This window comes from Noviherbaspirillum sp. ST9 (assembly GCF_048799745.1).
In the GTDB taxonomy this organism is placed as follows: Bacteria; Pseudomonadota; Gammaproteobacteria; order Burkholderiales; family Burkholderiaceae_D; genus Noviherbaspirillum.
Genome location: NZ_JBLWFR010000002.1, coordinates 120,648 through 135,423, shown reverse-complemented (window position 1 = coordinate 135,423; position 14,776 = coordinate 120,648). Strand labels below are relative to the sequence as shown.

The window sequence follows — 14,776 nt, the reverse complement described above, 5'->3', positions numbered from 1 at the left end:
CCTGGTGCAGATCTGGTCTTGTCGTTCTAGTATCGGCATAACGCACTGCACAAGACTGTCAACTTCTTAACATTCGCCATGGTTATCCGCCGCCCGCATGACATCGACAAATCCGAATTGCTGCGCAAGTCGTGGCTCGCGGGATTTCCCGATGAGGTCATTGCGGATGCAGCGGCCTGCGGAAGCCTGCGCCCGGTCGGCGACGGCACCCTGCTGCATGCGCGGGGTGCCGAAGCCGACGGCTTTTATACGATTGCGAGCGGCTCCGTGCGCTTTACCCGGACAACGGAAGACGGGCACGCCACCACGATCGGCGTACTCGACGCGCCAAGCTGGTTCGGGGAGATTTCGCTGTTCGACGGGCTCCCCCGCTCCCATGACGGCTATGCGGTAGGCCCGACGACGGTGCTGTTTCATTCGAAATCCGATTTCAAGCGATTGCTCGACAACTACCCGGCCATCTACGAACGCTTTGCGAAGATGTTGTGCCTGCGTTTGCGTGCCACTTTCGACCTCGTTGAAGAAGCCGCTGTCGCGCCCCTGCCGCAGCGCCTCGCGCGACGCCTGCTCGAACTGGCGCATCTGAAGCCGTCCATGCTGGAAGCAGCGACGACTGCAGGCATACGCGAAGTCCCGCTGACACAGGAAGAGCTCGGCCATCTGCTCGGCAAGTCGCGACAGAGCATTTCGAAGTTGCTGCAAGGATGGGAACAAAACGGCTTGATCCAGACCAAATATGGCCGCATATCGATCAAGCAGCCCGACGCGTTGCACAAGGTCGCTTTTCCGGACCTTGCCCAGCAACGCGGTCGAAGCCCGTCAGGCGCCGTTGGCCATCATGCCAGGCGCAGCAAGGAAACCACATGAACGCACCGGACACTGGCCTCTTCTGCCACACCGCAGAATCATTGCCGCTTGAAAACTCTTTCGCGGGACTGCCGGAGGATTTTTACACACGTCTTCGCCCGACGCCGATTCGCGCCCCCTATCTCGTCGGCGCAAGCACAAGTGCCGCTGAGCTGATTAACCTCGACCCGGCCGAATTTGCGCACGAAGCTTTTGTGGAGGCCTTCGCCGGGAACAGCACGCTGCCCGGCTCGACGCCGCTCGCGGCAGTCTATTCGGGTCACCAGTTCGGCGTCTGGGCCGGCCAGTTGGGCGACGGGCGCGCCATTCTCCTCGGCGACGTCCCTGCCGGCGCTCCTTCGGCGGAAAACCCGAGCGGCCGCATGGAACTGCAGTTGAAGGGATCGGGCCTGACGCCCTACTCCCGCATGGGCGACGGCCGTGCCGTCCTGCGCTCCTCGATCCGCGAATTCCTGTGCTCCGAGGCGATGGCGGCGCTCGGCATCCCGACCTCCCGCGCGCTCTGCGTCGTCGGCACCGACATGCTTGTCATGCGCGAGACGCCCGAGACCGGCGCGGTCGCGACACGGATGGCCCCGACATTCGTGCGCTTCGGCTCGTTCGAGCACTGGTTCTACAACAACCGCAAGGATGAGCTGAAGATACTCGCGGACTACGTCATCGATCATTTCTACCCGGCGCTTCGCGACGCGACGAATCCGTACCAGGCGCTGCTGAAAGAAGTCACGCGCCGCACGGCCGAACTGATCGCACAATGGCAAGCGATCGGTTTCATGCACGGAGTCATGAATACGGACAACATGTCCATTCTCGGCATTACCATCGACTACGGCCCATTCGGCTTCATGGAGGCATTCGATGCGCGTCACATCTGCAATCACAGCGATCACCAAGGGCGCTACGCGTATCAGATGCAGCCGCGTATCGGTCAGTGGAACTGCTTCGCACTCGGCCAGGCATTGCTGCCGCTGATCGGGGAAGTCGACGATGCACAGGCTGCGCTTGAAATCTACAAGCCGGCCTACGACGACAAGCTCGAGCAACTGGTGCATGCCAAGCTTGGCCTGCAATCGACGCTGCCGGAAGATGGCGCCCTCATCGACGCCATGTTCAACATGATGCAGGGCAGTCATGTGGACTTCACCCTCTTCTTCCGCCGCCTTGGCGACCTGAAGATGGACGATCCGGCGTCCGACGAGCCTTTGCGCGACCTCTTCATCGACCGCCCGGCCTTCGACGCCTGGGCCGTGCAATACCGTCTGCGGCTAAAACAGGAAAACAGCGAGGACGCCGCACGCCGTGCCGCCATGCACGCGGTGAATCCGAAATTCGTCCTCCGCAACTACCTGGCGCAAATCGCCATTGAAAAGGCGCAAAATAAGGATTTCTCGGAAGTTGCCAAATTGCTCAAGATTCTCGAACGCCCCTTTGACGAGCAACCGGAGCACGAGGCATATGCGAACCTGCCGCCCGACTGGGCGAGCGAACTGGAAGTGAGCTGCTCATCATGAACAAGGTAGTGAAAACCGACGCCGAATGGCGGGCCCAACTTGACCCCATCGAATACCAGGTGACCCGGAACGCCGCAACCGAACGCGCGTTTACCGGACGCTACTGGGACCATCACGAACATGGCATCTATACCTGCGTCTGCTGCGGCACGCCACTGTTTGAATCGGATGCGAAGTTCGACTCCGGCTGCGGCTGGCCCAGTTACTTCAAGCCGCTTGATCCCGAGCATGTAACCGAGCGCGTGGACCGCAGTCATGGCATGATACGCACCGAAATCCTGTGCAATGTTTGCGACGCGCATCTCGGCCATGTCTTTCCGGATGGACCGCCGCCTACGGGATTGCGCTATTGCATCAACTCCGCGTCATTGCGGTTTGACCCCAAGTAACGGAAAGCCTGGCTCAATGAAGTTCCTATTCGATCTTTTCCCTGTCATCCTGTTCTTCGCCATGTTCAAGTGGGGTGAAGGACACCCTGATGCAGCCCAGGCCCTCGCCCAGCAATTCCTGTCCGGCGTGACTTCCGGAGCGGCCACCTCGGTCCAGGCGCCGATCATGCTCGCGACAGCGGTCGCCATCCTCGCCACCTTCGCGCAGATCGGCTACCTGCTGCTGCGCCGTCGCAAGGTGGACGGCATGCTCTGGGTTTCACTCGCAATCATTACCGTCTTCGGTGGCGCCACCATCTACTTCAACAACGAAACCTTCATCAAGTGGAAGCCGACCGTGCTCTACTGGTGCTTCGGTGCGGCGCTGCTGATTGCGCAGACGCTGTTCGGAAAGAACCTGATCCGCATGATGATGGAGAAGCAGATTTCGCTGCCCGATCCCGTATGGCAGCGCCTCAGCCTCTCATGGGCGGGCTTCTTCGCTGCAATGGGCGTCGTCAATCTTTATGTCGCCTACAGTTTTCCAACGTCGTTCTGGGTGAACTTCAAGCTCTTCGGCTTCACCGGGCTGATGATCGCCTTCGTCGTCGCACAGAGCGTTTTCCTGTCCAAACATGTGAAGGACCAGCGATGAGCGAACGTATCGAAAAAATGCGGAGCCGGCTGACCGCAACTTTTGCACCTCTTGAATGTCAACTTGTCGATGATTCGCACCTGCATGTGGGGCATGCAGGCGCCGCCTCGGGCGCAGGACATTACAGCGTCCGCATTGTTTCCGACCGTTTTGATGGGTTAAACCGCGTGGCGCGCCATCGGCTGGTGTATGATTGCCTCCGTGACATGATGACCAGCGACATACACGCCCTCAACATCATCGCATTGGCGCCGTCGGAAGTTGCGAAATAGCGCGCCGCATTTACAATCTTTCATCCCTCGTAACTAGGAACGAAAACAATGACACTGAAACCCGCTCGCCTGCTGATGCTGCTCGTCACCGCAGTTGCACTGCCCGCTTTCGCACAGAACCTCGCAGTGGTCAACGGCAAGCCCGTTCCCTCCTCCCGCGCTGACGCGATGATCAAGCAACTGGCAGCACAGGGCCAGCCGGATTCACCGCAACTGCGTGCCATGGTCAAGGAAGAGCTGATCAACCGTGAAATCCTGATCCAGGAAGCCGACAAGCTCGGCCTGTCCAACTCGGCCGACGTCAAGAACCAAGTCGAGATCGCCCGCCAGTCGATCGCGATCCGCGCACTGGTGCAGGACTACCTGAAGAAGAACCCGGTCAAGGACGCGGAAATCCAGGCCGAGTACGACAAGTTCAAGTCCCAGGCCGGCGACAAGGAATACCACGCACGCCATATCCTCGTCGACAAGGAAGACGAAGCCAAGGCCATCATCACCAAGCTGAAGGGCGGCGCCAAGTTCGAAGACCTGGCCAAGCAGTCCAAGGATCCGGGCTCCGCAGCCAACGGCGGCGACCTCGACTGGGCCTCCCCGGCCTCCTTCGTAAAGCCGTTCTCCGACGCGATGGTTGGCCTCCAGAAGGGCCAGATCACCGAAGCACCGGTGAAGACCCAATACGGCTACCACGTGATCAAACTGGAAGACGTGCGCACGGCCAAGCTGCCGGCCCTGGAAGAAGTAAAGCCGCAGATCGCGGAATCGCTGCAGCAGAAGAAGCTGCAGGCTTACCAGGAAGACCTGCGCAAGAAGGCCAAGATCCAGTAAAGGCCGAATGCATCAACAAGAAGGCGCTCCACTGGAGCGCCTTTTTTTATATGCTTGTCATCCTGCACCACTCTCACGGAGGCGAGCGATGAATGAACTCGAGTTCTACACCAACCCGCAATCCCGCGGGCGCATCGTCCACTGGATGCTGGAAGAAACCGGGGCCGATTACAAGACGGCATGGCTGGACTTCGGCTCGACAATGAAGGACAGTGCCTATCTCGCCCTCAACCCCATGGGCAAAGTACCCGCACTCAGGCACGGAAATGTCGTCGTCACGGAAGCAGCCGCCATTTGCGCATATCTGGCCGACCTGTTCCCGGAAAAGATGCTGGCTCCACCCGCAGGTGAACCGACGCGCGGGACCTACTACCGCTGGCTGTTTTTCGCAGCAGGACCACTCGAGGCCGCTGCGACTGCCAGATCGCTGGGCTGGCAGGTGCCGCCTGGGAAGAGCAAATTCGTGGGTTTCGGCAGCTACGACGACGCGATCAATGCTGTCGAAAAAGCGCTTGCCGACGGTCCGTACGTCTGCGGCGAGCAGTTCACCGCGGCCGATGTGTACGTCGGCTCCAGTCTCGGCTGGGGAATGATGTCTGGCTCGATCGACAAGCGCCCGGTGTTCGAAGCCTATGTCGGGCGTCTGTATGCCCGTCCTGCCTGGCAACGTGCCAACGCGATCAACAATGATTTCCTGAAATCGTCCAAGCACTGACCAAAAGCAAAAAAGGCACTCCGCGGGGAGTGCCTTTCATTAGTGGAAGCAAATCTGTCTTAGCCGACCCACTTGCGCGCATTGCGGAACATGCGCATCCACGGCGAGTACTCGCCCCAGCCGTCCGGATGCCAGGAGTGCTGCACCGTGCGGAACACGCGTTCCGCATGGGGCATCATAACCGTGAACCGGCCGTCCGGCGTCGTCACCGAGGTAATCCCCTGCGGCGAGCCGTTCGGATTGAACGGATAAGCCTCGGTCGCCTGGCCCTTGTTGTCGACCCAGCGCATCGCGATTAGAGCCTGGTTGATGTCACCGGTCTGCGAGAAGTCGGCAAAGCCTTCACCATGCGCAACGGCGATCGGCGTCTGCGTTCCCGCCATGCCCGCGAAGAAGATCGACGGCGAATCCGCCACTTCGACCATCGCAAATCGCCCTTCGAACTGTTCCGACTTGTTGCGGGTGAACTTCGGCCATGCCTGCGCGCCGGGAATGATGGACTTGAGATTGCTCATCATCTGGCAGCCATTGCAAATGCCCAGCGCGAAGGTATCGCCGCGATTGAAGAATCCGGCGAACTGTTCGGCCAACCTGGCATTGAACAGGACCGTCTTCGCCCAGCCCTCGCCTGCACCGAGGACGTCACCGTAGGAGAAACCGCCCACGGCGATGAATCCCTTGAAATCATCCAGTCGCGCACGTCCGGCGATCAGGTCGCTCATATGGACGTCCACGGCTTCAAAACCGGACTTGTGCATCACGTAGGCGGTCTCGATATGCGAATTGACGCCCTGCTCGCGCAGGATCGCTACCTTCGGCTTCGCACCAGTCGCAATGTAAGGCGCGGCGATATCCTCCTGCGGATCGAAGGCCAGCTTCGGCGTCATGCCCGGATCGGACGTGTCGAGGATGCGGTCGTATTCCGCGTCGGCACAAGCCGGGTTGTCGCGCAGGCGCGCGATGCGCCAGCTGGTCTCACTCCACAGGCGCTGCAGCTCGACGCGCTGCTGGCTGAAGATCACCTTCGCATCGCGCGTGAACTCGACAGCATCACGGTCATTGAGCTTGCCGATGATATGGCTGCACGCACCAAGGTTGTATGACCGCAGCACGTTCATCACCTCCGACTTCTCGTCGGCGCGCACTTGGATCACTGCGCCCAGCTCTTCGCTGAGCAGGGCGCGCAGCGTCATGTCGTTGCGTCGCTCGGCGATCTGGCCCGCCCAATTCTTCGCCTCGCCGGAATCCGAGGCATGCTCGCCTTCCATGGTCAGGATGTCGAGGTTGACTGAGACGCCAGTACGGCCGGCGAAGGACATCTCGCACAGCGTGGCGAACAGGCCACCATCCGAACGATCGTGATAGGCGAGCAGCTTGCGCTCAGTGTTGAGCTGCTGGATGGCATTGAAGAAGGCCTTGAGGTCTTCCGCGCTGTCGACGTCGGGCACATCGTTGCCGATCTGCTGCATCACCTGCGTGAGCGCCGACGCGCCCATGCGGTTCTTGCCGCGGCCGAGGTCGATCAGGATGAGCGCGGTGTCGCCGAGATCCTTGCGCAGTTGCGGCGTGAGCGACAGGCGCACATCCGGCACAGGCGCGAACGCAGATACGATCAGCGACACAGGCGAAACGACTTCCTTGCTGCCTTCCGCATCCTTCCACGTCGTCCGCATGGACAGCGAATCCTTGCCCACCGGGATGCTGACTCCCAGCGCCGGGCACAGCTCCATGCCGACCGCTTTCACGGTGTCGAACAAGGCAGCATCCTGACCAGGCTGGCCGCATGCGGCCATCCAGTTGGCGGACAGCTTGATGTCCGAAATATCTGCGATAGGCGCAGCGGCAATGTTCGTGATTGCTTCGCCGACGGCCATGCGCCCCGATGCCGCCGCATTGACGACGGCCAGTGGCGTACGCTCGCCCATGGCCATGGCTTCGCCACGATAGCCTTCAAAGCTCATTGCAGTGACCGCGCAATCGGCCACCGGCACCTGCCATGGACCGACCATCTGGTCGCGCACCGAGGTTGCGCCGACGGTGCGGTCGCCGATGGTGATCAGGAAGGATTTGTCTGCCACGGTCGGCAGGCGCAGGACGCGCTGCGCAGCATCTTCGAGTTCAATGCCGGTGAGGTCGACAGCGGGGAAGTTGTTGGCCACGTGCGCCACGTTGCGGTGCATCTTCGGCGGCTTGCCCAGCAGGACTTCCATCGGCATGTCGACCGGATTGTTGTCGTGTTCCGGATCGATCACCTTCAGCTGGCGCTCTTCGGTCGCCGTACCGACAACCGCGAACGGTGAACGCTCGCGTTCGCACAGGAACTGGAACAGCGGCAGGCTTTCCGGCGCAATCGCCAGCACATAGCGTTCCTGCGACTCGTTGCTCCAGATTTCCTTGGGCGCCATTCCGCTTTCTTCCAGCGGCACCTTGCGCAGGTCGAAGATCGCGCCACGCTTCGCGTCATTGGTGATTTCGGGGAAGGCATTGGACAAACCGCCCGCACCGACGTCATGGATGGAAAGGATGGGATTGTCATCACCCATCGCCCAGCAGGCATTGATGACTTCCTGCGCACGGCGTTCCATCTCCGGATTGCCGCGCTGCACGGAATCAAAATCGAGGTCGGCTGTATTGGTGCCCGTCGCCATCGACGACGCGGCACTCCCCCCCATGCCGATACGCATGCCGGGTCCACCGAGCTGGATGAGCAGGCTGCCCACCGGCAGGTCATGCTTTTTCGTGTGCTTGGCCGAGATGTTGCCCATGCCGCCGGCAATCATGATCGGCTTGTGATAGCCGTAAACCTTGCCCGCGACCTTCTGTTCATAGGTACGGAAGTAGCCGCCGAGGTTCGGGCGGCCGAATTCGTTGTTGAACGCCGCGCCGCCGATGGGGCCATCGATCATGATCTGCAGGGGAGATGCGATGCGGTCCGGCTTGCCGTAGATGCCGGACTGGCCGTGATGCTCGCGCTGTGCGACCGGTTCGGTCGCATCGCGCGCATTTTCCCAAGGCTGGACGGAATGCGTCAGCATCAGGTTGGAAACCGTGAAGCCGGTCAGGCCCGCCTTCGGCTTCGCGCCGCGGCCGGTTGCGCCTTCGTCGCGGATTTCACCGCCGGCGCCGGTGGACGCACCGGGGAACGGCGAAATCGCCGTCGGGTGGTTGTGCGTCTCGACCTTCATCAGGATATGGGTGAGTTCTTCCTTCTCCTCGTACACGTTGCCGTTCTTCGCGCCGTTCGGGAAGAAACGCATCACTGACGCGCCTTCGATGATGGACGAATTGTCGCTGTAGGCAACCACCGTGCCCTTCGGATTGAGCTGGTGCGTATTCTTGATCATCGCAAACAGCGACTTGTCCTGCGCAACGCCGTCGATCGTCCAGTCCGCATTGAAAATCTTGTGGCGGCAATGTTCGCTGTTGGCCTGCGCGAACATCATCAGCTCGACGTCGGTCGGGTTGCGCTTCGCCTGGGTGAACGCGTTGAGCAGGTAGTCGATCTCGTCTTCCGACAGCGCGAGGCCAAGGTCGGTGTTGGCGGTGACGAGTGCTTGCCTGCCGCCAGCCAGGACGTCGATGAACTCCAGCGGTTTGGCATCGAGTTCGCGGAACAAGCCCGCAGCGTCGTTCGCATTGCGCAGCACGGCCTCGGTCATGCGGTCATGCAGCAAGGCCGCGACTTCCAGGATCGCCGCCTCCGACAATTTCTTCGCGCCGCCAAGCAGGCCGGTCTTGAGCTGCACGTGATAGGACACGCCGCGCTCAACGCGCTTGATGTGCGTCATGCCGCAATTGTGGACGATGTCGGTCGCCTTGCTAGCCCACGGCGAAATCGTGCCGAATCGCGGGATGACCACGAATTCATCGCCGTCCGCCGACGCCGTGAAGGGCTCGCCATAGGTGAGCAGCGCGTTCAGGCGTCCGATGTCATCCTGGCTCGGTGCGTTTGCCGCATCGACAAAATGGAGGAAGCGCCCGGTGACCCCGATGATGGCGGGCTCGACTGCTTGCAATTGTGACAAAAGACGCTGGGTACGGAAGGCAGACAGGGCATTGGAGCCCGGCAGAATCAACATGGCGGCAAGAGAATTGATGCAGCGCGGCCGTGGACGGGCACGGCGTGGTTGCAGGTTAAATCGGAATCCGAGATTATACCGCGAGGAGCCATCATGGCAGCTTGTCAATGCACCGGCCGCGCCGCCTGGCAATCCGCTCCGTGTGCTATTGTTGGCGAGCCGCACCCACCCTTGGACCAATCGTATTCCGCATGAATCCGCTGACCGCCAAATCGATACCCGCCCTTGACCGCTATTCCCGCTTTTCACTCGTGGAAGTCAGCCTGGACGAGGCGGCAAAATTCCCCTCCGTCTTCACCCGCCTTTATCCCGAAGCCGCTCGCGCCGCCGGAGAACATGCGGACAGCATGCGTGCCGCAGGGGTTGAAGTCTCGCCGCTTGCCGGCCTGCCTGTGTCGATCAAGGACCTGATCGATGTTGCAGGCGAAACGACCCTTGCAGGGTCGACGGTGCTGCGTGATTCCGCCCCGGCAAAAGCCGACGCGCCGGTCGTCAAACGCTTGCGCATTGCCGGTGCTGCCATTATCGGCAAGACGAACATGACGGAATTCGCGTACTCCGGCGTCGGCTTGAATCCGCACTACGGGACACCCGCCAATCCGGCCGATACCGCAGTCGCCCGCATTCCGGGCGGTTCGTCCTCGGGCGCGGCCGTCTCCGTCGCTACTGGCCTGTGCGTGGCGGCGATCGGTTCCGATACTGGCGGATCCATCCGCATTCCCGCGGCGCTGTGCGGCGTCGTCGGCTTCAAGCCGACTGCCCGCCGCGTACCGACTGCCGGGACCATACCGCTATCCACGACACTCGACACGATCTGCGCGATGACGCGCTCCGTGGATGACTGCATCCTGGTCGACAACATCATCGCCAATACTGTCCTGTCCATTCCCGACCTGCCTCTGGCCGGGCTGCGCCTGGCAGTACCGCAGACGGTCATGCTCGACAGTCTCGAACCACATGTTGCCGCATCCTTCTCCGACGCTTTGTCACGACTTTCCAAAGCAGACGCGAAGATCGTCGACGTGCCCTTTGGACTACTTGCGGAAGCGTCCTCCCTCAATCGTTTCTCCGGCCCGGAATCCTTTGCCTGGCACCGGAGCCTCCTGTCGACACGCGAGGCGGAGTACGACTTCCGCGTCGCCAAGCGCATCAGAATGGGCGAATCGGTGAGTGCCGCCGACTACATCGACATGCATCGGAATCGCCGCGACTGGATCACGCGCATGGAAGAGGCGCTCGCCCCCTTCGATTCGCTGATCATGCCAACGGTGCCGATCGTTGCGCCAGCCATTGCCGAGCTCGAAGGATCGGAGGAAGCCTTCTTCAAGGCGAACAGCCTGCTGCTGCGCAATCCGTCCACCATCAACCTCCTCGACGGCTGTGCGGTTTCCCTGCCCTGCCATGCGGAGGGCACGCTGCCCGTGGGCCTGATGGTTGCAGGTCCCGCAATGTCCGACCGCAAGATCCTTGCTGTGGCCCGCGCGATCGAACGCACACTGCAAGCGCAATAAAAAAAGCGCATGCCGGATCCGGCATGCGCCAACTTCCCGCACCGTTGTCGAATGGATTACTTGTAGACGCCCGACCCCACGATCAGGTTGTCGACTTTTTCAACGTAACCCGATTTCTGTTCCACCGCCTTGGTCACGGGATTCGGCCACTTGTAGTCCACCCAGCCCTTGCCCTTGGCATTCGCGACGTCGATGAAGCCCTTGATGATGAATTTGCCATCATGGTCCTTCATTTCCAGCAGGTTCTTTCCGACCATCTTCGGATTGTTCCCGTGCGCCACGCTGTTACCGTTCAGGTCATACACAAAGATGTACAAGTCGCGATCGTGGAATGCGGCGTTCCCAGGGTTGCCGAACTCGGCAAAGGCTTTTTCCTTGCCGTTCTCTTTCATGTAGGCGATCGCCTTCTTGACCATGGCAACCGCCTCGTCGGCGGAGCCCCGGTCCGCAGCCGTCGCGCTTGCATGAATGAGCAATGCAAGCATTGCCGTCGTGATCGTTTTCAGCAGATGTTTCATGTTGTCTCTCCCTGACTGGAATCTGTTGATTGTTCTTGGTGACGCCCACCGTCACCTGCCGCAAAGTATTCTGCCGTTGGCAACGCGGCACAAGCGTACAACTACGCACCGCGCCTTACGTACCATCACGTACGTCAGGCGGCAATCATCGATCCGAGAAAGAAAACCGGTCGCCGATACCGAGGCGCGAAGGCGGGGTATCATCGTGTTTTCTCCGTTGACCGACAGACAATGCATCGCCTGCCCCGCGCTTCCTCGCGCTTTCTCGTTTCCCTTGCCATCGCACTCGCGCCGCTGACGACAAGCTTTGCAGCGCCTCAATGCAGCCGGGACATTCCACTCAACGCGACATGTGAAATCAACCTCGCCACGCTGCACCCCACCCAATCCGCCGTAGGCATGATCCAGGTCGAGGAGCGCGCGGCGCGCATGACGGGTGACACCGATTTTGTGCGCTCTACGGCCAGGCGCCCCATTCCGGTCGTACAAGGGCCCGACGGCCACTTTTACCTGACCGACAGCCATCACCTTGCAAGCGTCCTCGTACGGGTAGGCGCGCAACGCGCCACTGCCCAAGTCATTGGGCGTTTCGACAATTCCGCGACGTTCTGGCAGGAGATGCAAGCCCGGCGCTGGGTCTACCTGTACGATGCGAAGGGCAAACCCATCGAGCCGTCCGCGCTGCCCAGGCGGCTGGTGGACATGGCCGACGATCCGTACCGCGCGCTTGCCGGATATGCGCAGGATGCCGGTTACTACCGCAAGACGGATGCGTATTTCATGGAATTCCACTGGGCACGGTATTTCGGTGACCGCATGGGATGGCGGCCGATAGACCGCCTCAACCTTCTGGAGGCCATGCAGGCAGCCGAGGTGCTTGCATGCCAGCCGGAAGCCCGGGACCTGCCCGGCTACCCAGGTCCCTGCAAGCACTGAGCACGACGCGGATGCCGCATGGTCCGTCGTCGAATAAAATTACGGCTTTGAACTAGAAATATGTCCGGCGGTCTACGATTTCTTGACCCGGGCGAACATCGCCTGCCCGCATTCCGGCTTATCCTCTCGACTGCGGTCCATAGCAATCAGGTTATTCTGTGACACAAAAACAAGTAGCAGTGGTCGGTGGTGGCGTCGTCGGCGTCTGTACCGCATACTTCCTTGCGGAAGCCGGGCATGACGTCGTGGTCATCGAACGGCACCAGAACGTCGCCCAGGAGGCGAGCTTTGCCCATGGCGGCATGGTGGCCCCGGGCTATGCCGCTCCCTGGGCGTCTCCCGGCATGCCGAAAAGGATTCTCTCCCAGCTCTTTCGCGCCGAAGCCCCGGTCAGGCTGAAGCCCAGCCTGGATCGCACGATGTGGCACTGGGTGCGCCGCTGGATGGCGGAATGCGAACTGGAGCGTTATCGCATCAACCGCTCGCGCATGCAGCGCCTGGCGCTGTACAGTCGCGACATCCTTCGCCAGATGCGCGACTATTACCAGATCGACTATGAGCAGACGCAAGGCGTGCTGCAACTGTTCCGGACGGAGAAGGACCGCCTGCTCGCCGCGCCGGGTATCGAACTCCTGGCCGAGAACGGATTGCCGCACGAGATCCTGGACGCCGAAGGCGTCCGCGCGATCGAACCGGCGCTTGCATCCGACACGCCGCTGGCTGGCGGCATCTACCTTCCTCAGGACGAGGCCGGCAACTGCCCGCTGTTCACCAAGCGCCTCAAGCAGATCGCCAGTTCCATCGGTGTGCAGTTCCACTTTACGAGCACCGTGCACGCGATCGAAACGGAGTCGAGAGGCGTTGCCCTGCAGATTGACGAAGGCCGCTATCCTGCCGACGCCGTGGTCGTCGCTGCAGGCATCGACAGCGCCAGCCTGCTCAAGCCACTGGGAATCCATGTGCCAATGTATCCGGTAACGGGTTATTCGGCGACCGCGCACATCAAGAACTTCGAACACGCCCCGCAGGCCGCCGTCGTGGACGAGGCCTACCGCGTCGCCATCACGCGCCTTGGAGGACGCGTGCGGATCGCGGGCACCGCAGAACTGGGTGCACGTTCCGACGCGTTGCGTGACCGCGCCCTGCGCACACTGCTCAAGGTAGGCAGCGACTGGTTTCCCGACGCCGCCAATTATTCGCAGGCCAATTTCTGGACCGGCATTCGACCGATGCTGCCCGATGGGCCGCCGCTTATCGGCGCAACGCCGGTACGCAATGTATTCGTCAACATTGGCCACGGTTCCAACGGCTGGACCATGGCGGCCGGTTCCGGCAAGGTTCTCGCCGATGTCATCTCCGGCTATGCGCCGGACATCGACATGGACGGGCTGACGTTGTCGCGCTATGGATAGGATTGACTGTGCCGTCATCGGTGCGGGCGTCATCGGTCTGGCGATTGCAAGGGAGCTTGCCCGCGAGGGACGCGAAGTCATCGTGATCGAACGGTATCCGGCGATCGGCATGGAAACAAGCTCACGCAACAGCGAGGTCATTCACGCCGGTCTGTACTACCCGACGGGAAGCCTCAAGGCGCGCCTCTGCGTGCAAGGCCGCGATGCGCTCTATGACTACTGCGATGCGAAGGGCATTGCTTACCGGCGTTGCGGAAAACTCGTGGTGGCCACCTCCGACCAGCAGATACCAAAGCTGGCAGCGATCCTCAGGCAAGCGCAGGACAATGGTTGCGCCGAAGTTCATTGGCTCGATGGCAAAAGCGCAAGGGCGATGGAGTCCTCGCTTTCCTGTGTTGCCGCCCTCGCATCCCCCAACACCGGCATCATCGATACGCATGGCTACATGCTGGCGTTGCAGGGCGATGCGGAACATGACGGTGCCGTATTTGCGATGGACAGCAGAGTGGTGTCGGGACGGCTGACAGACGCAGGCGTCGTATTGCAAGTCAAAACGGGGGAAGGTGAAGAAACCGAGCTGGAGGCGTCCACGCTCGTGAACTGTGGAGGGTTGTGGGCGCCGCATCTTGCGCACGCCATTGAAGGACTGGATCCGGTATCCATTCCTGGCGCCCATTTCGCGAAAGGCAATTACTATTCCCTCGCCGGCAAGGCTCCGTTTTCTCGCCTGATCTATCCCGTGCCCGAACCAGGCGGTCTCGGTGTGCACCTCACCCTCGACATGGGAGGCCAGGCGCGCTTCGGCCCGGATGTCGAATGGCTGTCAGCGCCGCAGGAGGAAATCGACTACAGCGTCGACGCGTCCCGCGCCGCAGCTTTTTACCGCGAGATCCGCGCGTACTGGCCGGATCTCGGCGACGATGCTTTACAGCCGGCCTATTCCGGCGTGCGCCCGAAGATCACTCCACCCGGCGCACCGGCCGCCGACTTCCTGTTCGCAGCGCATGGCAGCCCGCACTACCTTGGCCTTTACGGCATCGAATCGCCGGGATTGACGGCCTCCCTCGCGATCGCGGCACATGCGGCTGCCCTATTACGCAAATAGCT

General features: G+C 61.2%; 13 protein-coding genes. 11 read left to right on the top strand and 2 right to left on the bottom strand.

What is annotated here, in order from left to right:
- The first annotated feature begins 78 nt into the window (after positions 1 to 78).
- The 7 genes from ACNOHI_RS04060 (at position 79) to ACNOHI_RS04030 (ending at position 5,213) form a co-directional block, all read left to right on the top strand.
- Entirely contained in the window at positions 79 to 867 is a 789-nt protein-coding gene (locus tag ACNOHI_RS04060; RefSeq protein WP_420473364.1) for a Crp/Fnr family transcriptional regulator, read from the top strand.
- Positions 864 to 2,378 (top strand): protein adenylyltransferase SelO, encoded by a 1,515-nt coding sequence (locus tag ACNOHI_RS04055; protein ID WP_420473363.1) that lies wholly within the window; start codon positions 864 to 866, stop codon positions 2,376 to 2,378. Before ACNOHI_RS04060 ends, ACNOHI_RS04055 begins: the two co-directional genes overlap by 4 nt.
- Positions 2,375 to 2,767, top strand: a complete 393-nt coding sequence (gene msrB / locus ACNOHI_RS04050; protein WP_420473362.1) for a peptide-methionine (R)-S-oxide reductase MsrB — start codon at positions 2,375 to 2,377, stop codon at positions 2,765 to 2,767. Before ACNOHI_RS04055 ends, msrB begins: the two co-directional genes overlap by 4 nt.
- Before the next feature lie 16 nt (positions 2,768 to 2,783).
- The gene (locus ACNOHI_RS04045) at positions 2,784 to 3,401 is read left to right on the top strand and encodes a septation protein A (protein WP_420473361.1); all 618 of its coding nucleotides are present in this window, start codon (positions 2,784 to 2,786) and stop codon (positions 3,399 to 3,401) included.
- Entirely contained in the window at positions 3,398 to 3,673 is a 276-nt protein-coding gene (locus tag ACNOHI_RS04040; protein WP_420473360.1) for a BolA family protein, read from the top strand. The genes ACNOHI_RS04045 and ACNOHI_RS04040 overlap by 4 nt, the downstream gene beginning before the upstream one ends.
- 48 nt (positions 3,674 to 3,721) lie before the next feature.
- Positions 3,722 to 4,498, top strand: a complete 777-nt coding sequence (locus ACNOHI_RS04035; protein ID WP_420473359.1) for a peptidylprolyl isomerase — start codon at positions 3,722 to 3,724, stop codon at positions 4,496 to 4,498.
- An 88-nt stretch (positions 4,499 to 4,586) separates the two neighbouring features.
- The gene (locus ACNOHI_RS04030) at positions 4,587 to 5,213 is read left to right on the top strand and encodes a glutathione S-transferase family protein (RefSeq protein WP_420473358.1); all 627 of its coding nucleotides are present in this window, start codon (positions 4,587 to 4,589) and stop codon (positions 5,211 to 5,213) included.
- Positions 5,214 to 5,272: 59 nt separating this feature from the next.
- Here the strand turns inward: ACNOHI_RS04030 and purL are convergent, their stop codons facing one another.
- Positions 5,273 to 9,292: a phosphoribosylformylglycinamidine synthase gene (gene purL, locus ACNOHI_RS04025; protein WP_420473357.1), complete on the bottom strand. Its 4,020-nt coding sequence runs from the start codon at positions 9,290 to 9,292 to the stop codon at positions 5,273 to 5,275.
- Positions 9,293 to 9,483: 191 nt separating this feature from the next.
- Between purL and ACNOHI_RS04020 the strand changes: the two genes are divergently transcribed.
- Positions 9,484 to 10,803: an amidase gene (locus ACNOHI_RS04020; protein ID WP_420473356.1), complete on the top strand. Its 1,320-nt coding sequence runs from the start codon at positions 9,484 to 9,486 to the stop codon at positions 10,801 to 10,803.
- Between the two features lie 56 nt (positions 10,804 to 10,859).
- On the opposite strand, the gene ACNOHI_RS04015 is transcribed toward ACNOHI_RS04020, so the two are convergent.
- A complete protein-coding gene (locus ACNOHI_RS04015) occupies positions 10,860 to 11,321 on the bottom strand; it encodes a cache domain-containing protein (RefSeq protein WP_420473355.1) in 462 nt (153 codons plus the stop codon).
- 231 nt (positions 11,322 to 11,552) lie between these two features.
- Here ACNOHI_RS04015 and ACNOHI_RS04010 point away from each other — a divergent pair, with 231 nt between their 5' ends.
- From ACNOHI_RS04010 to ACNOHI_RS04000, 3 genes are all read left to right on the top strand, one after another.
- A complete protein-coding gene (locus tag ACNOHI_RS04010) occupies positions 11,553 to 12,257 on the top strand; it encodes a ParB-like protein (RefSeq protein ID WP_420473354.1) in 705 nt (234 codons plus the stop codon).
- A gap of 158 nt (positions 12,258 to 12,415) precedes the next feature.
- Positions 12,416 to 13,669, top strand: a complete 1,254-nt coding sequence (locus tag ACNOHI_RS04005; protein WP_420473353.1) for a D-amino acid dehydrogenase — start codon at positions 12,416 to 12,418, stop codon at positions 13,667 to 13,669.
- Positions 13,662 to 14,774 (top strand): NAD(P)/FAD-dependent oxidoreductase, encoded by a 1,113-nt coding sequence (locus ACNOHI_RS04000; protein ID WP_420473352.1) that lies wholly within the window; start codon positions 13,662 to 13,664, stop codon positions 14,772 to 14,774. The genes ACNOHI_RS04005 and ACNOHI_RS04000 overlap by 8 nt, the downstream gene beginning before the upstream one ends.
- Positions 14,775 to 14,776 lie beyond the last annotated feature (2 nt).